The organism is Paraburkholderia sp. J8-2, from assembly GCF_905220195.1.
Lineage (GTDB): Bacteria > Pseudomonadota > Gammaproteobacteria > Burkholderiales > Burkholderiaceae > Paraburkholderia.
This window is the reverse complement of record NZ_CAJMZA010000003.1, coordinates 111,266-129,408: the sequence shown is the minus strand read 5'-3', so window position 1 is coordinate 129,408 and position 18,143 is coordinate 111,266. Positions and strand designations below refer to the sequence as shown.

Below are 18,143 nucleotides of genomic sequence, written 5' to 3'. Positions count from 1 at the left end.
TCACGCGTTCTCGCCGCTGCCCGCTTCCTTCGCGATCCATTGATTGAACGCGCGCATGGCGGGCGTCGCCGTTTTCCCCTTCTGCGACGTGAGCCAGTAGCTGCCCGCGTGCACCTCGATATCGAAGGGCCGCACGAGCCGGCCCGCCGCGAGATCGCGCTCGAACATCGAAACAGGCGCGAGCGCGATGCCCGCGCCCTGCATGGCCGCTTCCACCATGAGCCGCGACGAATCGAACACGGGTCCGCGCACCGGGCGCGGCGCGAGTCCGGCGGCTTCGAACCAGAGCGTCCAGTCGTCGGCGCGATACGAGCGCAGCAGTTTTTCGTTGGCGAGATCGGCGGGCCGCTGCAGGCGTTGCGCGATATCGGGTGTGCAGAGCGCGGCGAGCGGCGCGTCGAACAGCTTCTCGGCGCGCGAACCTGGCCACGTGCCGTCGCCGAACCGAATGGCGAAGTCGAGCCCTTCGCCCGCGAGATCGACGAGATTGTTGTTCGTCATGATGCGCAACTCGACGAACGGATGCGCGTCGTGAAACGACTTCAGGCGCGGCATCAACCATCCCACCGCGAACGTCCCCACGGCGCCCACGGTCAGCACCTCGTGAAAGTGGCCGCCCTCGAACTGTCGCAACACGGCTTCGATGCGATCGAACGCATCCGTGAGCACGGGGCGCAGCGCGAGACCTTCGTCGGTGATCGCAAGACCGCGCGGCAGGCGCTTGAAGAGCGTCGCGCCCAGCCGCTCCTCGAGCATGCGGACTTGCTGGCTCACGGCCGCCTGGGTGACGTTCAGCTCGCTCGCCGCGCGCGTGAAGCTCAGGTGCCGCGCCGACGATTCGAAGGCGCGCAAGGCATTGAGGGGCAGATTCGGTCGCATGATCGAGCCATAAGTTTTTCTGGGGCGTGGCGCAATTTATCATCGTTTGTCACCTCACGGAGAACACGCGATAGTGGCGGCTCTTTAGGGAGAAGCCATGATCACACGACGTAGATTCACGATGACGGTAGTAGGCGGAGCGATAGCTGGTGTTGCATCTCAGGCGTTCGGCGCGACAGGTGCGAGCGCGGCGAAGCCCGCCCAAACGGGCGCGCTGGAAAAGCAGCTCGCCGCCATCGAGGCGCAGGTGGGCGGGCGGCTCGGCGTCGCGATGCTCGACACGGCGAGTGGCCGCGTGCGCGGCTGGCGGCTGCACGAGCGCTTTCCGATGTGCAGCACGTTCAAGGTTTTGCTCGCGTCGGCCGTGTTGACGCGCAAGGATCAAGGCAAGGAAGATCTCGCGCGCAAGGTCGCGTATTCGCATGCGCAAGTCGTGTCGTATTCGCCGGTGAGCGGCCCGCGCGCGGGCGGCGAGGGCATGACGGTCGCCGAGCTGTGCGAAGCGGCGCTCACGCGCAGCGACAACACGGCGGCGAACCTGTTGCTGGAGAGCATTGGCGGGCCGCCCGCGATTACGGCCTTCGCGCGCAGCCTTGGCGACCCGGTCACGCGCCTCGACCGCAATGAGACCACGCTCAACGAAGCAATACCCGGCGACCCGCGCGATACGACCACGCCCGCCGCCATGGTCGCGAACCTGCGCGAATTGCTGCTGGGCGAGCGTCTTTCCGCGGCTTCGCGCGAGCAACTCGTTGCGTGGCTCGTCGCCAACAAGACGGGCGACGCGCGTTTGCGCGCGGGCTTGCCGAAGGACTGGCGCGTGGGCGACAAGACCGGCACGGGCGAGCGCGGCACGGCGAACGATGTGGCGATTGTCTGGCCCGCCGGGCGCGCGCCCATCCTTGTCACGACCTATCTCACCGGCGCGACGCGTGCGAGTTCGGCACAGCGCGATGCGGCGATCGCACAGGTCGGAGTTTGCGTGGCGCATGGCTGATTCAATTGATACGGTATCCTAATCGTATGAAAAGAGATCGATCGTTCGCTTGCCTCGTGCTTTCCTTACGCGCTGTTATATTTGCAACAGTGACTTAATTTTTTGGCGTCGTGGTCGTCAATACACATGACCTCTCACTACGGCGTCCCCATGTCATTCCTTACCAGAATCAAAATCGGCCCGCGTCTCGGCGCGGGCTTTGCCATTGTGTTGCTCCTGCTCGGCGCAGTGGGCGGGACCGGGCTCCTTCAAGCATCGCGCATATTCGACGGCACGCAGCAAATCGGCATGAACTGGCTGCCTAGCATCGAGACGCTAGGCAATCTGCGTAATCAGGCGCAGGACGTGCGCCGCACGTCGCTGCGCATGCTGATCTCCGGCGACGCTAGCGAGAAGGCCGCGCTGCACGATCAGCACGCCCAGATGGTCAGCCAGTTCGGCTCGACGTTCGACGGCTATTCGAAGCTGGTCTCCTCGGCCGAAGAGCGCCGCGTGGCCGATTCGATCGGCACCGCGTGGTCGCAGTATCTCGACGACGACAAGAAGATCGATGCCCTCGCCATGTCCGCCGACGGCGGAGCGGCCGACGCGCGCGCCGCGGTTTCGACCACATCGGCGAAATCGTTCCAGGCGCTGATGGACCTCATCAACCAGGACGTGACCCTCAATCACAATGGCTCGACCGCCGAAGTCGCCATGGCGAAGGACGCGTACCACAGTGCGTTCGCCTGGACCATCGTGCTGATCGTGATCGCCATTGGCTTTGGCGCCACGATTGCGCTCTTCATCACGCGTTCGATCACGGGCCCGATTGCGCGGGCCGTGGAGGTGGCCGAGACGGTGGCGCGTGGCGACCTGACCGCGCGCATCCAGGTGGACGGCAGCGACGAGGCCGCTCAGTTGCTCGGCGCGCTGCGTCACATGAACGAGCGCCTGGTCGACCTGGTGGGCCGTGTGCGCACCGGTAGCGAAGGCATTGCGACGGCTTCCGCCCAGATCGCGGCGGGCAACACCGACCTGAGCCAGCGCACCGAAGAACAGGCCGCTTCGCTCGAAGAAACGGCGGCGAGCATGGAAGAGCTCACGGCAACGGTCAAGCAGAACGCCGACAACGCGACGCAGGGCAACACGCTGGCGGGTCAGGCCTCGCAAACGGCCACGCGCGGCGGCGAAGTGGTAGGCCGCGTGGTCGATACGATGCGCGATATCGCGAACAGCTCCGAACAGGTCGCGCAGATCATCTCGGTGATCGAAGGCATTGCGTTCCAGACCAACATCCTGGCGCTCAACGCCGCCGTGGAAGCGGCGCGAGCCGGTGAACAGGGCCGCGGCTTCGCGGTCGTGGCGGGCGAGGTGCGCACGCTCGCGCAGCGCAGCGCGACGGCGGCGCGCGAAATCAAGGAACTCATTAGCGTGTCGGTCGAGCGCGTGAACAACGGCACGGCGCTCGTGGACGACGCGGGCCGCACGATGGGCGAGATCGTGCAATCGGTCAAGCGTGTGGCCGACCTCATGAACGAGATTTCGGCCGCATCGGGCGAGCAGCGCACCGGCATCGAGCAGGTCAACCAGGCCGTCACGCAGATGGACGAAGTGACGCAGCAGAATGCGGCGCTCGTCGAGGAAGCGTCGGCGGCGGCGCAGTCGATGTCCTCGCAGGCCACGGCGTTGCGCGAGATGGTTTCGGTGTTCAACATCGGCTCGGCGGGGCGTACTGCAACGGCGAGCCTCGCGCCGGCGGCGAATGTCGTTGCGAGTGCCGCGGTCAAGCGACCCGCACCTTCGAGGCCCGCGCCCGCGCGTGCCCCCGCTGCGCCCGCTCCGAAGGCGGACCGCCGCGAGCCGGCAACGGCCACGTCCGACGACGACTGGCAGACCTTCTGATGTAGCGCGCTAAAGCGCAGTTCGAACGCCCCGGTTAGCAGCACAACCGGGGCGTTTGCATTTTTGCGCGGCTAGTGGCGCATCAAAGCACGCCGAGCGTGGACTTCGGTTCGAGAAACGCTTCGATCCCGAAAGTGCCGTACTCGCGCCCGATTCCCGACTGCTTGAAGCCGCCGAACGGCGCGGCCGGTTCATGCGCGAGCGTGTTGACGAGCACGCGGCCGGCTTCGATCTGCGCGGCCACGCCGCGCGCACGCTCGATATCGGGCGAGAGCACGTAGGCTTGCAGGCCATACGGCGTATCGTTGGCGATTTCGATGGCCTGATCGGTGTCGCGATACGCGATGATCGAAAGCACCGGCCCGAAAATCTCCTCGCGCGCAATCGTCATGTCGTTCGTCACGCCGCTGAACACCGTGGGACGCACGAACCAGCCCGACTCCACGCCGTCGGGCCGCTGCGGGCCGCCCGCAATAAGGCGTGCGCCTTCGTCGATGCCGATGCGGATATACCGCTGCACGCGCTCCCATTGCTTCTGGCTCACCATCGGGCCGACGCTCGTGCGCGTGTCGCGCGGATCGCCCGATTGAATCTGCGCCACGGCCTTCGCAACGCTGGCTTCGAACTCGACGAGCCGCGACTGCGGCACCAGAATGCGCGTGCCCGCAATGCACGCCTGTCCGCTGTTCATGAAGCCGGCCTGCAGCGCGAGCGGCACGGCTTCGTCGAAATTCGCGTCGTCCAGCACGATGACGGGCGACTTGCCGCCCAGTTCGAGCGTCACGCGCTTGAGCGTTTCAGCCGCCGTGCGCAAGATCGTCTTGCCGACCGCAGTCGAGCCCGTGAACGAAATCTTGGCGACGTCGGGATGCTCCGCGATGCGCGCGCCCACGGTGTCGCCGCGGCCCGTGACGATGTTGAAAAGGCCCGCAGGCAGGCCCGCCGAATGCAGCGCCTCGGTCACGATGCGCGTCTGGATCGCGCTCATCTCGCTTGGCTTGATGACGGCCGTGCAGCCCGCGGCGAGTGCGGCGGCGAGCTTGCCGCAGATGAAGCCCGCGTCGCTGTTCCAGGGCGTAATCAGCCCGGCTACGCCCAGCGGCTGCATGGTGACCTCGGCCGTGCCCGCGCGCCGCGTGAACGCATAGTTTTCCAGCGTCTTCGCGGCGTCGCTGAGCACATTGGAGGCGTGCTGGGCCATCCACCGGCCGCGCGAGACCGGCGCGCCGTACTCTTGCACGATCGCTTCGAAGAGCGCGTCTTCGCGCGCGACGACGGCCTCGTGCAGCGCCATGAGCATCTCGATGCGCTGCGCCTTCGTGGTGCGCGAAAACGCCGGGAACGCGCGTTTCGCGGCGGCGATGGCCGCGTCCGCGTCCGCCGCGTCGGCCAGTCGCACGCGGCCAATTACCGCCTCGGTCGCGGGGTCGAAGAGGTCGAAGTACGCCTCGCCGTGTGGCGTGACGAACGCGCCGTCGATATAGATCTTGTCGATGATCTGCATGGCTGCTCCAGAAAACGTGAGTCGATGGGAGCAAGATAGACGCTCGGCATTGCGTTGACTAGCCGTACAATGGCGCATGACCTGTTGAGCGATTTGGGATAATGAAAACATCGGGCCTGGTGGAACTCGAAGCCGTGCTGGCCGTGGCGCGCCATCGCAGCTTTCGTGCGGCGGCGGACGAACTGAGCGTGTCGACCTCGGCGCTCAGTCACGCGGTGGCGGCGCTCGAAGCGCGCATTGGCGTGCGCCTCTTCAATCGCACCACGCGCAGCGTGGCGTTGACCGAAGCGGGCACGCAGTTCGTGGGCAGCGTCGCGCCCGCGTTGTCCACGATCCGCGAGGCGCTCGACCAGGCGGGCAGCTTTCGCGATACGCCCTCGGGCACGTTGCGCATCAATGCTTCGGTTGGCGCGGCGAAGCAGGTCATGCCCGTTCTCATCGCCTACCTGCAGCGCTATCCGGAGATGAAGCTCGATCTCGTCACGGAAGGGCGGCTCATCGACATCGTGGTCGAAGGCTACGACGCCGGCATACGTCTGGCCGAAATCGTGCCGCAGGACATGATCGCCGTGCCGTTCGGCGACCGTCAGCGATTCGCTGTGGTTGGCAGTCCGGACTATTTTGCGAAACATAAGGCGCCACGCACGCCCGCCGATCTGAAGTCGCACCGCTGCATACGCAGCCGCATGCCCAGCGGGCAAATCTACCAATGGGAGTTCGAGCGGCGCGCTCAGGCCGTGCGCGTGGACGTGGAGGGCGCGCTGACGCTCGACGAGCCGGGTCTCATGCTCGCGGCCGCGCGCGACGGACTCGGCCTCGCGTATTTGACCGAATGGAACGTGAACGCCGACCTGAAGGCGGGCACGCTCGTGCGCGTGCTGGAAGACTGGACCCCGCCGCTCGACGGGCTCTGCCTCTACTACCCCGGCCGGCGGCACGCGCCAGCGGGACTGCGGGCGCTGATCGAAACGATCCGCGAACACGCCGACGCCATGCGCGCCCCCGCAAAAAAGAGCCGGCGCGGGCCTGATGCCGGGCGCTGAGCGCGCTTACGCCGTCCACAGCGCTGGTTGAACGCAAAGAAGAAGGGAAAGCATGGCTTCGGGGAAGCGCGCAACGCGCACGCGCACGCAACAATGGCGCAGGATCTGCGCACACGCGCTCATCAACACCACGCTCGCGGCGGGCATGGCCGGCATTGCGCACGCGGCGCCCGCAGCCGACGCCAACACCGACACGACGAACTCAAGCGCAGCGGCGGACGACGCCACCCAGCTCGCGCCCGTCAAGATCACGAGCGGCAAGACCCAGGGCTACGCGCCGCAAACGGTCGAGACCGGGCAATACCGCGGCATGGACGCGCTCGATGTGCCGGCCACGGTGAACGTCGTCACGCACTCGGTCATGGACGCCCAGGGCGACACCGGCCTCTACGACGCGCTGCGCAACGTCGCAGGCGTAACGCGCCAGCAGCTCAACGGACTCGCGTACGACAATCTCTCGGTGCGCGGCATCCCGCTCGACAACCGCTCGAGCTTCTATCTCGACGGCCTGCTGCCCATCGACAACAACATCTCAAATTCTTCGGCTCTTGCCTGTTAAAAAAGAAATCCCCGCAATGCGGGGATTTCTTTTGCTGGCTGGCGCTTCACCGGTTTAGTGGCGCCTGGCCTGGACAAGGACGCTCATTTACCCTCAGCACCGACAGGGAAGCGCTGCAAATCCTCCGACAACGTGACCGGTCCCTTGAACACTTTTTGTGTTTGTTGTTTGATCCTGGCTAGCGATGCACGTTCAGCCGCCGCATCATTGGGTGTCAGGATACTGGCGACAATACTGATATGTGTATAAACCAGATGCCTGGCGCCTGCCTTTGCCGCAATGGTGCCGGCAGCTTCCGGGCTAAGATGCTGGGTATCAAAATGCTCGGTCATTTCTTTTTTGGCCTTGTCAGACATCTGTTTGTTGGCCTGTAATTCTGCGACCATGGCATCCCGGTCAATCACTTCACTGACCAGTAAATCGGTCCCTTTGGCAAGCGTTGCAATTGCATCTGCCGGGCCGGTATCTCCGGTATAGGTGACCGACTTGCCGTTGCTGTCAAAGCGCAGAGCCAGGCTTTGCGTCCCATCCGGCAGGTGGTGCCCCAGCGGCATATCAAAATGGGAATTGCGTACTGCCCGCACACGGACCCCATCGACCTGCATGTCTGCACCGTCCTCCACAATCACGACCTTGATCATTTGGTCCAGCGGCATACCATGCATGGGTTCAAATTTGGCAATGTTCGCTGAGGGCCCCAGCGCTTTTACAATGCCGTCCACCAGTTCCTGAGTGCCCGGCGGGCCGTAGATGGTCATCGGCGTCATGGCGCCCAGCATCCAGCGCAAGCCGATCAACCCCTGCACGCCACCAATATGATCCATATGCAGGTGACTGAGCCAGACCGTAGATAAATCCCTGGCCTGATAGCCCACGGCCGCCAGACGTTCCATGGCGCCATCACCACAATCAATCAACCATGGCTTGCCGTTGACCATCAACAGGTTGGCGGGCTCGGAACGTTCCTTGAAAATGACGGGCCCGCCATTTGTGCCCAGGGTAATCCATTCCATGGCGCTATCTGCCGTGGCCGGCGTAGCTGCCGCATGCGACAGGGATACCGCCAGCCCCAGTGACAATGCGATGACTGTCGGAAGGATGCCGCGAAAGTGGCGCGTTGCCGCAGAATTGTTTTTTTTCATGCTGTTCTCTTTGCGATGAATGTGTGCCACCGCTGACTGGCTAGCCAGCAATTGAAAAAATGACACATCACCGCCGGAAAATAGGCGTAATTCCTTCGACTAACCTGGATCAGGCGCAAACAACCTCTACCCACGCGTGCTTTTCTTGCAGAACAAGCATTTTTCGCAATAACCGGGGCCAGGAAGCCGGCCTGACTGGCCTTGTCTGATTCCAGCCAGGACAAGCCCTGCTTGTCCGCAAAAATACGGTTTGCCCTATCGACGCCAGGCTTGCCATCTGGATGCCGATGCAGAACGAGGAGCGCGTGGAAGTGCTCAAGGGGGCGTCTGCGCTGTACTACGGCTTTGGCGCGCCGGCGGGCATCGTCAACATGGTGCTCAAGCGCGCGGGCAGCGAGCCTGTCACGAGCATGTCGGTGCTCGGCGACTCGAACGGATCGATCGGCGCCGCCGCCGACATCGCGCGCCGCTTCGGCCCGAGCGACCAGTTCGGCATACGCGTGAACGCAATGGATGAGCACGTCGAAACACCCATTGACGGCGACCGCGGCTACCGCAAGTTCGTGAGCGCGGCGCTCGACTGGCGCGTGAACGACAAGCTCAAGCTGCAATACGATCTCGAGCACATCGAAACGAGCATTGTCGAGCAAGCGGGCATTGCGCCGCTTACCGCCGTGAACGGCAAGATCACGCTGCCGGCCATGCCCGACCCCTCGAAGCTGCTCGTGCCGAACGACCGGCCGACCAAGGCGAGCGCGACGTCGCAACTCGTGCGCGCCGACTATGCGTTCAACGACCACTGGAGCGCGATGCTCTCGCTCGGCCAGTCGATTACGCGGCGCGACCGCTGGGCCTGGGTGTTCCAGAAGTACGACGTCGCGACCGGCGCGGGCACGCTGCAAGGCAGCCAGCAGTTCGGGCAGATGTACGAGAACAAGAACGTGCGCCTCGAAGTGAACGGGGACTTCAAAACCGGGCCGTTCACGCATACGGTCACCACAGGTGTCGTGCAGAACTGGCTGTTTCAGCCGGACTTCACGACGTACACGTACACGGCGGCGCAGAACCTCTACGATCCCATCGACATCACGACGCTCAAGCAAAGCGGCAGCGCGCGCCAGTTCTACGCGCAGCACGTGCGCAACAGCGGCATCTATGTGTTCGACCAGATCGACATCACGCCGCGTTTGCAGGTCGTGGCCGGCGTGCGCCGCTCCGGGTACATGACTTCGCAAGCCGGTACGCCAAGCTCCGACATCAACCACACCTCGCCTTCGGGGAGCATTACCTACCGCATCACGCCGCAGACAAGCGTCTACGCGAGCTATGTCGAAGCGCTTGAATCGGCGGGCAGCGCGCCGGCCACGGCGGTCAACGCAAATCAGATCCTGCCCGCGGCAGTGAGCCGGCAGCAGGAAGTGGGCGTGCGCACGCGCCTCGCCGGCAACACGCTCGTATCGCTTGCGCTTTTCAACCTCAAGCAGGCCAGCGCAGAAACGAATGCCGACAATGTCTATGTGATGGACGGCAACGCGCGTTATCGCGGCGTGGAGTTTTCGGTGCAGGGCGATGTGACGAAGGACGTCTCGGTCACCGCATCGGCCGTTTATCTCGACGCGAAGCAGATCGATTCCTCCGACCCGACGCTCGTCGGCAAGACGCCCGAGAATACGCCGCACGTCACGGCGAGCCTGTTCGCTGAATATCGTGTGCCGGTGCTTGCGGGTCTTTCGGTGAACGGCGGCATCTACTATGTGGGGCCGCGCGAGGTGAACAACGCGAATCAGGCGCAGATCGGCGGCTATACGCTGTTGACCGCGGGCGTGCGCTACGCGACGCGCGTGTACGGCAAACGCGTTTCGGTGCAGGCGAATCTGGAGAATGCGGCCAACCGGCGCTACTGGAGTGCAGCAGGGTCGAATCAGTTGGGCGTGGGACTCGGACGCATACTCGAACTGACTTCAACGCTGGAGTTTTAAGCGTGGGAGCAGCGCTTTAAAAAAACTTCGCGCAGGGTCTTCAAAAATGCGCGACGAGTCGATACAATGGCGACCCTTCGAGCCCAAGAGGCAAGAGGAAACGGGATCGAAAGTCCCGGGTTGTATTGGAATGCCGACGTGGTGAAATTGGTAGACACGCTATCTTGAGGGGGTAGTGGCGAAAGCTGTGCGAGTTCGAGTCTCGCCGTCGGCACCAGAATTTGCATTCGCGCGCATGCGCTGCGAATCAGGCGAGAGAGCCGGCTAATAAGCCGGCTTTTTGCTTTGGTGCGGAATTGATAAGGAGTCCAATGCAACGGGCTTGTCGGCGGACAAAGGGTGGCGATCGAGATTCCATCGCGTCTCGCACGGTGTTCCTCGGAGTGCTTGCGAGGTTGCACGGGCGGCGTATATAATCGCCGCTCTTCGGGCAGGTCCATTAGCTGACCGTGTTCGATTCTGCGTCATCCCACTGGCGCAGAAGCCGTTCTGAATGGGGGTATAGCTCAGCTGGGAGAGCGCTTGCATGGCATGCAAGAGGTCAGCGGTTCGATCCCGCTTACCTCCACCAACAGAACGCGTGGCCTTCGGTCACATTGCAGCAGGCAGGTTGCTGCATCATCCTGATTCACATCCCCCACGTTGCGCCGAGACTCACGCATCCTTTGCACTGGATCGCATTCGTGCGTCTGCCGTCATAGCGGCAATGCATGCGTCGAAAGAATCTCCTTGAGCACCATGAAGCTGCGGACCTGCCGCACGCCCGGCAAGTACAGCAACTGCTCCGCGTGCAACTGGTTGAAGCTTTCGTTATCGCGCGTGCGCACCAGCATGAAGTAATCGAATTCGCCGGTCACGACGTGGCATTCCACACAGCCTGAAACCTTCTGCGCCGCTTTCTCGAATGCGGCGAACGCTTCGGGCGTCGAGCGGTCGAGCACGAAGCCGATCACGACCAGCATGCCCGCGCCGAGCGCCTTGGGATCGAGCAATGCGACGATTCCGCGTATCAGTCCCAACTCCTTGAGCCGTTCCACACGCCGCAGGCACGCGGGCGCACTGAGCTTTACCTTGGCTGCGAGGCTGACGTTCGAAATGGATGCGTCCTGCTGCAAATGCCTGAGGATCGCGCGATCGATGCGATCGAGGGCGGGCGGGCTATCGGGCGTAGCGGGAGACTGCCGGGTTAATTTCATTGCGTCCTTCGATGGTTTTACAAACTAAAAATGCCCAGGAACCGGGGAGATCGCTCTAAACGTAGGTCGACGTTATTTTTTTAGCAAGCTCATTTCGTGGCAACGCGCCTAACATTTCTCCATCGGATGGCCCACGCGATGGCCTGTTCCGACCGTTGATCCCGTTTCGCATGAGCCGACCTTCCGGAGAGAGTCGATGAACCTCCAGCGCTTCCCCCGTTATCCACTGACGTTCGGACCCACACCCATCCAGCCGCTCAAGCGCCTGAGCCAGCATCTCGGCGGCAAGGTGGAGCTATACGCGAAGCGCGAGGACTGCAATAGCGGACTCGCCTTCGGCGGCAACAAGACGCGCAAGCTCGAATACCTGATTCCCGACGCGCTCGCGCAAGGCTGCGACACGCTGGTTTCGATTGGCGGCATCCAGTCGAACCAGACGCGTCAGGTTGCGGCCGTCGCCGCGCATCTCGGCATGAAGTGCGTGCTGGTCCAGGAGAACTGGGTCAACTATTCCGACGCCGTTTACGACCGGGTTGGCAACATCCAGATGTCGCGCATGATGGGCGCGGACGTGCGGCTCGTGCCGGACGGCTTCGACATCGGTATTCGACCGAGTTGGGAGGAAGCGCTCGAGAGCGTGCGCGCGGCTGGCGGCAAGCCGTATGCGATACCGGCGGGCTGCTCGGAGCATCCGCTCGGCGGACTCGGCTTCGTGGGCTTTGCCGAGGAAGTGCGGGCGCAGGAGGCTGAACTGGGCTTCAAGTTCGACTACATCGTCGTGTGTTCGGTGACAGGCAGCACGCAGGCCGGCATGGTGGTCGGCTTCGCGGCAGATGGCCGTGCAGATCGTGTGATTGGCATCGACGCTTCGGCTACGCCGGAGAAGACGCACGCGCAAATCACGCGTATTGCGCGTCATACGGCTGGGCTCGTCGATCTCAACCGCGACATCGGCGAAAAAGACGTGATTCTCGACACGCGTTATGCGGGCCCGGAATACGGCTTGCCGAACGAAGGGACGCTGGAGGCGATTCGTTTGTGCGCGCGGCTGGAGGGCGTGCTCACCGATCCCGTGTACGAGGGCAAGTCGATGCACGGCATGATCGACAAGGTGCGCCGCGGTGAATTCGAGCCGGGGTCGAAGGTGCTGTATGCGCATCTGGGCGGCGTGCCGGCTTTGAGCGCGTACAGCTTTATCTTCCGCGACGGCTAACGCGGCGTGGCGGTGCCACGGTCTTTGATTTTGGTCACGGCGCGCCGGGCCAATCGCAACGACAATGGGCGCCCTACACGTCGTGGGAGCGCCGGGCCCTCTTGCCTCTCCTGCGAACTTCGCGCCGGGCTTTTAGCCCGGCGTTTTTTTTCAGGGGAGGGCTTCGCGCATTGCCGCATCAACGCGCGAAGCTGATCGGCGTGCCGCCGTCCGGATGCGCAACGGTGCCCAACGGAATGCCGTAGATCGCGCTCAGCGTGTCGGCTCGCATCAGCTCGGCGGACGGCCCATGGGTGAGCAGGCTGCCGCCCTTGAGTGCGATGAGTTCGTCACAGAAGCGGCCCGCCATGTTGATGTCGTGCAGCACCACGATCACGCCGATGCCGCGCTCCTCGCTCAGTCGCCGCACGAGCGCCAGCACCTCGATCTGGTGCGCGATGTCGAGCGCGGAGATCGGCTCGTCGAGCAGCAGGCAATCGCTGTCCTGCGCGACCAGCATCGCAAGCCACGCGCGCTGGCGCTCGCCGCCGGAAAGGCTGTCCACGGCGCGATCGGCGAATCGCACCATGTCGGTCTGCTCCATGGCTTCCAGCACTTTCTGCGCATCGGTGCGCGAAAAGCGGCCGAGCGCGCCGTGCCACGGATATCGTCCGAGAGCGACGAGTTCGCGAACGGTCATGCCGTCTGCGGCGGGCAGTTGTTGCGGCAGATAAGCGACCTTGCGCGCGAACGCACGGCTTTCCCACTGCGCGAGCGGCCGGCCCGCGAACGTGAGCGTGCCCGCGCCGGGCCGCTGCTGACGCGCGAGCAGCTTCACAAGCGTCGATTTGCCCGAGCCGTTGTGGCCGATCAGACCATACATCCGACGCTTCACGAGCGTGAGCGACAAGGGCTTGAGCAGCGTGCGGCCACCCACGTCGAACGAGACGTCTTCCAGGGTGAAAAGCGCCTGCGCCTCGCAATCGTGCGCACGCGCGGCACGGTGAACGGGTTGCGCTTCGTGCAGCGCCTTCTCGTGCGAAAGCTTCATGGGCGAATTCGTCGGCAAAGGCGTTGGAGAATTCATTGGCAAGATACTCGATAGCGATTGTTCATTGGTATTAATTGGCATGACTGATCAACGAGCGGCGAGCGGTACATCCGTGTCTTTTCCTGCTCCCGTGTAGCGCGTGCTCAAATCCGCACCCGCGCCAGTTTCCACGATCTGGCCATAGTCGAGCTTGATATAGCGATCGGCGAGATGGAAATATCGGTCGTCGTGCGTGATGACCAAAACGGTCTTGCCCTTCGCCCTCAACTCGGGCAACAGCTTGCGATAGAACACGTCCTTGAAGTGCGGGTCCTGATCGGCGGCCCATTCGTCGAACAGGTAGAACGGCCGGTCCTCCAGATACGCCACCAGCAGCGCGAGCCGCTTGCGCTGGCCTTGCGAAAGTTCGAGCGTGGAGAACGCGCCGTCCTCGACGCTGACCTTGTGATCGAGTTGCAGATGCACGAGCAGGTCTCGCGCCGTTTGATCGAGCCCGTCAAAGCGGATGCCAAGCAGGCTGTCGAACAGGAAAAAGTCGCTGAACACCACCGAAAACAGCTGTCGATAACTGTCTCGATCGGTGTCGTTCACGCTCGCGCCGTTGAGCACGATACGTCCGCTTTCGGGCGCGTAAAGCCCCACGATCATCTTCGCGAGCGTGGTCTTGCCGCTGCCGTTGCCGCCGATCAGATAGACCAGTTCGCCCGGTTTGAACGCGAGGTTAACCGGTCCGAGCGTGAACACTTCATTCTCTTTTTCGCGGAAGTAGCGATGCGTGACGCTGTCGAGCACGATGCTTTCGAAGGTGCCCTTCACCGGCGCATCGAGTCCGTTTTCGAGCGGCAGTTCGGCGTTCACAGCCTCGATACGCTCCAGCGCCACACGCGCAGTGCTGATGTTCGGAATTGCCGAGAGCAGCGACTCGATCGGCATGATCATGTAGAGAAACACCATCGCGTAACCCGACATCACGTGCGTATTCACGGGCAGAACGCGGACGACCACGAATAGCGTCATGCCGATGAACGCAAACAGGATGAAGCTGCCCCAGCTCGCCGCCGCCGCGTAGAGCACGTAGCCGCGCGTGCGCTGCACGCGCACGGCTTCGACGTTGGTGAACAGTGTGTCGTTGATGAAAGCGGCGCGACGCGGACGATGCAGCTTGAGTTCCTTGGCGCCGTCGAACAGCGCGCGGAAGTGGCGCACCAGATCGTCCTCGCGCTGGCGCGACGCACGCAGGTGAAAGAGCGCGCGGCTGTTGGCAACGCGAAAGCCGGCCGCACCGATGCCGATCGTCACGATCGCCACCAGCAGAATCTGCCACGACAGCACGCTCAGATAGGCGAGACAGCCGATGATGACCGCGCTCTGCATGGCGAGCGCGGGCATGCGCACGAACAGCATGACGATGGCGTCGAGGTCCTGCGTGAGTACGGCGAGCGAGCGCGCCGCGCCTTGCTGCTCCAGATGGCGAAACGAGGCGTCGCCGAGCCGCCGGATCGTCTGCATGCGCAGGCTCGCCTTGGCGCGCTGGCCGAGGTCCATGAAGAGCGTCTGCGAGAGCGTGCGCGTGGCGAGCACGATCACGCCGAGCACGACGAATTGCCAGCCGAGGTGCGCGAGCTGCGCGACGGACGCCGACAGCGCCTGGTTGATGAGCGCGACGAGGCCCGCATTGCCAAAGCCGCTGACGAGACTGGTAGCGAGCGCAACGAACAAGGTCGAGCGTGAATTGCGCGCGAGCTTCAAGAGCATGGACATGAGTTTCCCTGAGACAGTGCGTCAGGAACCGGACCGGTCTTGCGCCGGGTGCCGGAACATTGTGAGGATCAAATAGAGTCCGCCGAGCAGCGTGGCCATCACGCCAGCCGGCATTTCTTGTGGAAACAGCACCCAGCGGCCGAGCCAGTCCGAACCGATCATCAGCGCCGCGCCGAACACCGCGCTGAGATACAGCAAGGGCATGGCGCGGCGAATGCCGAGCATGCGCGCCATGTGAGGCGCCATCAGGCCGATAAACGAGAGCGGTCCGATCACGAGCGTCGCGACCGCGCTCAAGAGCGCGCTCAGCATCAAGAGACCGAAACGCGCCCCGGCAATGCGCACGCCGAGCCCTGCCGAAACCGCATCGCCGAGCGGCAAGATTTCGAGCCAGCGGCGGCACAGCGGCACGGCGGCGAGCGCGAGCAACGCGCACGCCGCTACCAGCGCGGCCATCCACGGCCCGACGTTGTAAGTCGAGCCCGCCAGCAGGTTGTAGAGGATGATGACGCGCGGATCGCCGCTCGAAATGGCGATGACGGAGACGGCCTGGAACGCTGCGCTCAGCGTCATGCCCGCGAGAATCAGCGTGTCGGGAGAAAACGACGAGGCGCGCGAGATCAGCACGAGCGCGCACAGGGTGAGCATCGAGCCGGCCGCGCACCACGCGAGGAAGGTCGGCAGCCCCGGGTGCGCGGTGAGAAAGAGCGCGCCCGTCAAGCCGAGCGCCCCGCCCGCCGAGATGCCGAGCAAGTCGGGACTCGCCATCGGATTGCCGGTCATGCGCTGCACGATGCCGCCCGAGAGCGCGAGCAGCACGCCCACGCCGGCCGCCGCCGCGACATGCGGCAGGCGCAGAAACAGCAGCGCCGCGGCTTCATGTACATGGCTCAGATGCCAGCCCGCGAGGCCGCGCCCGAGCGTGAGCGAGAGCACGGCCGCGCACGTCAAGGCCAGCGCGCTCGCGCACGCGACGCGCCGCAGGCCGCGCGGCGAGAGCGGGGCGCCAGGGTGTGGGGTCGTTTGCGCGAGATCCGGGCGGCCGCGCAGGCGGCGCAGCATCGCGAGCAGAAGCGGCGCGCCGATCAGCGTGGTGATCGCGCCGGTAGGTATTGCCATGCCGAAACGTGCCGCGCACAGTTGCGCGAGTTGATCGGCGAGCCATAGCAGCGCCGCGCCGATCAGCGGCGACCACATCACACGCTCGCGCAGGCGGCGCGCGCCGGCGAGCCGCGCAACGGCGGGCGCCGCAAGCCCGACGAAGCCGATCACGCCCACGGCGCTCACCACGAAGGCGGCGATCAGCAGCGTGAGCCCGAGCGTGATGCCGCGCGTGGCCTGCAGCGAGACGCCGAGGCTCGACGCCACCGTCTCGCCGAGATCGAACACGGCCATTGGCCGCAGCAACAGCAGCAAGAGCAGCGCGCACGGCGCGAAGCGCGCCGCAAGCGCCAGCGCCACGCGCCAGTCGTGCTGCGCGAACGAGCCGCCGCCCCACACCAGCAGGCCGCTCAGCAGATCGTAGTGCGAGATCGCCAGCGCCAGACAGAACGCGCCGCCGCAAAGATTCACGATCATGCCCGCGAGGATCAGCGCGAGCGGCGACATGCCGCGCTGCGCCGCCAGCACGAACACCGCGGCGAGTGCCGCTGCGCCGCCCACGAGCGCAACCGCATCGCGGCCACCCGCCAGCAGGAAAGGCGCGTAGACCGTGGCGAGCGCTAGCGCGAGCCACGCGCCCGAAAAGACGCCGAGCGTCATCGGTTCGGCGAGCGGATTGCGCAGAACCTGCTGCGTCGCGACGCCCGCGAGGCCGAGCGCCGCGCCGCATAGCAGCGTGACGGCAACGCGTGGAAAATCGCTGTAGTGCGCGAGCAGTTGCGCCACATTCGTGTTCTCGGGCGCGACGAGCGCTTGCCACCAGAACGCGGGCGAGAGCCGGGCGTCAAGGCGCAGCGCGAACAACAGCGCCGCGAGCGCGAACAGCGCGCAAACGGGCAATAGCGGCGTGCGGCGCAGCGGCACGAAGGGCGTAGTCATGGCGTCCCTCATGCTGCCTCCGGTGTTTGCGCGGCAGCCAGCGCATCGACGAGCGCATGCGCGAAATACGCCGCGCTCAGAATGCCGCCCTCGGGCGGCACCTCGGCCATGCCCGTCATGCGGCCCGTGCGCGCGAACGGCATGGCCTGCCAGACGCGGCTCGTCTGCATCATCGTCGCGGTCATGGCGGGCAACGGCTTCATGTACACGAGCGTCGCGCGCGTATTAGCGTCGAGCGCATCGAAGCCGATCATCGCAACGGCCGCCGCGCCGCCCCACGCGTTGCGCAGGCCCAGTTGCGCGAGCAACTCGCCGAACAGGCAATGCGTGCCGAACACGCGCAGACGCGATTCGTCGACAAAGCGCGCTATGTAGATGGGCGCGCCGCCGCCTGCGTTCGCATACGCGGGCAGCGCATCGAGCCGCGCGCGCGCCTGCGCGATCGCTCGCCGCGATTGCGCCACGGCGGCTTCGCCTTGCGCTTCGCGGCCAAACAGATGCGCGAGGCGCATCGTCTCCCCGCAGGCGTCCGTATACGGCGTCGGGCTCGCGCGGAACTGGCCGAGCGTGACGGTAGGCGCGAGGCGCTCGAGCGAGCCGCGCAGCGAAGCATGCGCGGGCGTGATGACAATGAGATCGGGCTTGAGCGCCAGCATCAGTTCCATGTTGGGCTGGAACATCAGCCCCAGATCGACCACGGAATCGGGCAGCGGACATGCCGTGAAATTGCGCCGGAAGCCCGGCGTGTTCGCCATACCCACAGGCACCACGCCGAGCGCGAGCGTCAGCTCCGCCAGGCCCCAGTCGAGCACGATCACGCGGCGCGGCACGGTGGTCCGCGCGCGCGCGCCGAGGCTGACGACGTTCAGACAAGCGCCGCCCAACAGCGCGGCGAGCAAGGTCCTGCGTTTCATTG

The 18,143-nt window shown here is 64.6% G+C and carries 14 protein-coding genes and 2 tRNA genes; 8 read left to right on the top strand and 8 right to left on the bottom strand.

Annotation, left to right across the window (positions count from 1 at the left end; all coding sequences use genetic code 11):
* Window positions 1–879: a LysR family transcriptional regulator gene (locus U5A52_RS09445; RefSeq protein ID WP_321934593.1), complete on the bottom strand. Its 879-nt coding sequence runs from the start codon at window positions 877–879 to the stop codon at window positions 1–3.
* Window positions 880–1,000: 121 nt separating this feature from the next.
* Here U5A52_RS09445 and bla point away from each other — a divergent pair, with 121 nt between their 5' ends.
* The gene (bla, locus tag U5A52_RS09440) at window positions 1,001–1,876 is read left to right on the top strand and encodes a class A beta-lactamase (protein WP_415764289.1); all 876 of its coding nucleotides are present in this window, start codon (window positions 1,001–1,003) and stop codon (window positions 1,874–1,876) included.
* Window positions 1,877–2,026: 150 nt separating this feature from the next.
* Complete coding sequence (locus U5A52_RS09435; protein ID WP_321934592.1) at window positions 2,027–3,760, top strand: methyl-accepting chemotaxis protein; 1,734 nt, start codon at window positions 2,027–2,029, stop codon at window positions 3,758–3,760.
* 82 nt (window positions 3,761–3,842) lie between these two features.
* Here the strand turns inward: U5A52_RS09435 and U5A52_RS09430 are convergent, their stop codons facing one another.
* Window positions 3,843–5,264 (bottom strand): aldehyde dehydrogenase family protein, encoded by a 1,422-nt coding sequence (locus tag U5A52_RS09430; RefSeq protein WP_321934591.1) that lies wholly within the window; start codon window positions 5,262–5,264, stop codon window positions 3,843–3,845.
* A 101-nt stretch (window positions 5,265–5,365) separates the two neighbouring features.
* Here U5A52_RS09430 and U5A52_RS09425 point away from each other — a divergent pair, with 101 nt between their 5' ends.
* On the top strand, window positions 5,366–6,307 hold the full coding sequence (locus tag U5A52_RS09425; protein ID WP_321934590.1) for a LysR family transcriptional regulator: 942 nt from the start codon (window positions 5,366–5,368) through the stop codon (window positions 6,305–6,307).
* A 52-nt stretch (window positions 6,308–6,359) separates the two neighbouring features.
* Window positions 6,360–6,866 carry a TonB-dependent receptor plug domain-containing protein gene (locus U5A52_RS09420; protein WP_321934589.1) on the top strand — a complete coding sequence of 169 codons (507 nt, stop codon included), beginning with the start codon at window positions 6,360–6,362 and terminating at the stop codon, window positions 6,864–6,866.
* 83 nt (window positions 6,867–6,949) lie between these two features.
* Here the strand turns inward: U5A52_RS09420 and U5A52_RS09415 are convergent, their stop codons facing one another.
* Entirely contained in the window at window positions 6,950–8,008 is a 1,059-nt protein-coding gene (locus U5A52_RS09415) for an MBL fold metallo-hydrolase (protein WP_321934588.1), read from the bottom strand.
* A gap of 281 nt (window positions 8,009–8,289) precedes the next feature.
* Here U5A52_RS09415 and U5A52_RS09410 point away from each other — a divergent pair, with 281 nt between their 5' ends.
* The 3 genes from U5A52_RS09410 to U5A52_RS09400 all read left to right on the top strand — a co-directional run bounded on the left by U5A52_RS09410 (window position 8,290) and on the right by U5A52_RS09400 (window position 10,558).
* Window positions 8,290–9,987: a TonB-dependent siderophore receptor gene (locus tag U5A52_RS09410; RefSeq protein WP_321934587.1), complete on the top strand. Its 1,698-nt coding sequence runs from the start codon at window positions 8,290–8,292 to the stop codon at window positions 9,985–9,987.
* Window positions 9,988–10,119: 132 nt separating this feature from the next.
* Window positions 10,120–10,204, top strand: a tRNA-Leu gene (locus tag U5A52_RS09405).
* 278 nt (window positions 10,205–10,482) lie between these two features.
* Window positions 10,483–10,558, top strand: a tRNA-Ala gene (locus U5A52_RS09400).
* A 124-nt stretch (window positions 10,559–10,682) separates the two neighbouring features.
* On the opposite strand, the gene U5A52_RS09395 is transcribed toward U5A52_RS09400, so the two are convergent.
* A complete protein-coding gene (locus U5A52_RS09395) occupies window positions 10,683–11,183 on the bottom strand; it encodes an Lrp/AsnC family transcriptional regulator (RefSeq protein WP_321908353.1) in 501 nt (166 codons plus the stop codon).
* Window positions 11,184–11,379: 196 nt separating this feature from the next.
* Between U5A52_RS09395 and U5A52_RS09390 the strand changes: the two genes are divergently transcribed.
* A complete protein-coding gene (locus tag U5A52_RS09390; protein ID WP_321908356.1) occupies window positions 11,380–12,396 on the top strand; it encodes a 1-aminocyclopropane-1-carboxylate deaminase in 1,017 nt (338 codons plus the stop codon).
* A 178-nt stretch (window positions 12,397–12,574) separates the two neighbouring features.
* Here the strand turns inward: U5A52_RS09390 and U5A52_RS09385 are convergent, their stop codons facing one another.
* The 4 genes from U5A52_RS09385 to U5A52_RS09370 all read right to left on the bottom strand — a co-directional run bounded on the left by U5A52_RS09385 (window position 12,575) and on the right by U5A52_RS09370 (window position 18,141).
* Entirely contained in the window at window positions 12,575–13,426 is an 852-nt protein-coding gene (locus U5A52_RS09385; RefSeq protein WP_321934586.1) for an ATP-binding cassette domain-containing protein, read from the bottom strand.
* An 87-nt stretch (window positions 13,427–13,513) separates the two neighbouring features.
* Window positions 13,514–15,187 (bottom strand): cyclic peptide export ABC transporter, encoded by a 1,674-nt coding sequence (locus tag U5A52_RS09380; protein WP_321934585.1) that lies wholly within the window; start codon window positions 15,185–15,187, stop codon window positions 13,514–13,516.
* Between the two features lie 21 nt (window positions 15,188–15,208).
* Window positions 15,209–17,227 carry a Fe(3+)-hydroxamate ABC transporter permease FhuB gene (gene fhuB / locus U5A52_RS09375; RefSeq protein WP_321934584.1) on the bottom strand — a complete coding sequence of 673 codons (2,019 nt, stop codon included), beginning with the start codon at window positions 17,225–17,227 and terminating at the stop codon, window positions 15,209–15,211.
* An 8-nt stretch (window positions 17,228–17,235) separates the two neighbouring features.
* Window positions 17,236–18,141 (bottom strand): ABC transporter substrate-binding protein, encoded by a 906-nt coding sequence (locus tag U5A52_RS09370; protein WP_321934583.1) that lies wholly within the window; start codon window positions 18,139–18,141, stop codon window positions 17,236–17,238.
* Between the last annotated feature and the right edge of the window lie 2 nt (window positions 18,142–18,143).

Coding starts and splice junctions, on each gene's coding strand:
- U5A52_RS09395 (WP_321908353.1), bottom strand. CDS start 11,183: ATGAAATTAACCCGGCAGTCTCCCGCTACGCCCGATAGCCCGCCCGCC.
- U5A52_RS09380 (WP_321934585.1), bottom strand. CDS start 15,187: ATGTCCATGCTCTTGAAGCTCGCGCGCAATTCACGCTCGACCTTGTTC.
- U5A52_RS09430 (WP_321934591.1), bottom strand. CDS start 5,264: ATGCAGATCATCGACAAGATCTATATCGACGGCGCGTTCGTCACGCCA.
- U5A52_RS09370 (WP_321934583.1), bottom strand. CDS start 18,141: ATGAAACGCAGGACCTTGCTCGCCGCGCTGTTGGGCGGCGCTTGTCTG.
- U5A52_RS09390 (WP_321908356.1), top strand. CDS start 11,380: ATGAACCTCCAGCGCTTCCCCCGTTATCCACTGACGTTCGGACCCACA.
- U5A52_RS09435 (WP_321934592.1), top strand. CDS start 2,027: ATGTCATTCCTTACCAGAATCAAAATCGGCCCGCGTCTCGGCGCGGGC.
- U5A52_RS09425 (WP_321934590.1), top strand. CDS start 5,366: ATGAAAACATCGGGCCTGGTGGAACTCGAAGCCGTGCTGGCCGTGGCG.
- bla (WP_415764289.1), top strand. CDS start 1,001: ATGACGGTAGTAGGCGGAGCGATAGCTGGTGTTGCATCTCAGGCGTTC.
- U5A52_RS09415 (WP_321934588.1), bottom strand. CDS start 8,008: ATGAAAAAAAACAATTCTGCGGCAACGCGCCACTTTCGCGGCATCCTT.
- U5A52_RS09445 (WP_321934593.1), bottom strand. CDS start 879: ATGCGACCGAATCTGCCCCTCAATGCCTTGCGCGCCTTCGAATCGTCG.
- U5A52_RS09385 (WP_321934586.1), bottom strand. CDS start 13,426: ATGAAGCTTTCGCACGAGAAGGCGCTGCACGAAGCGCAACCCGTTCAC.
- U5A52_RS09420 (WP_321934589.1), top strand. CDS start 6,360: ATGGCTTCGGGGAAGCGCGCAACGCGCACGCGCACGCAACAATGGCGC.
- fhuB (WP_321934584.1), bottom strand. CDS start 17,227: ATGACTACGCCCTTCGTGCCGCTGCGCCGCACGCCGCTATTGCCCGTT.
- U5A52_RS09410 (WP_321934587.1), top strand. CDS start 8,290: ATGCCGATGCAGAACGAGGAGCGCGTGGAAGTGCTCAAGGGGGCGTCT.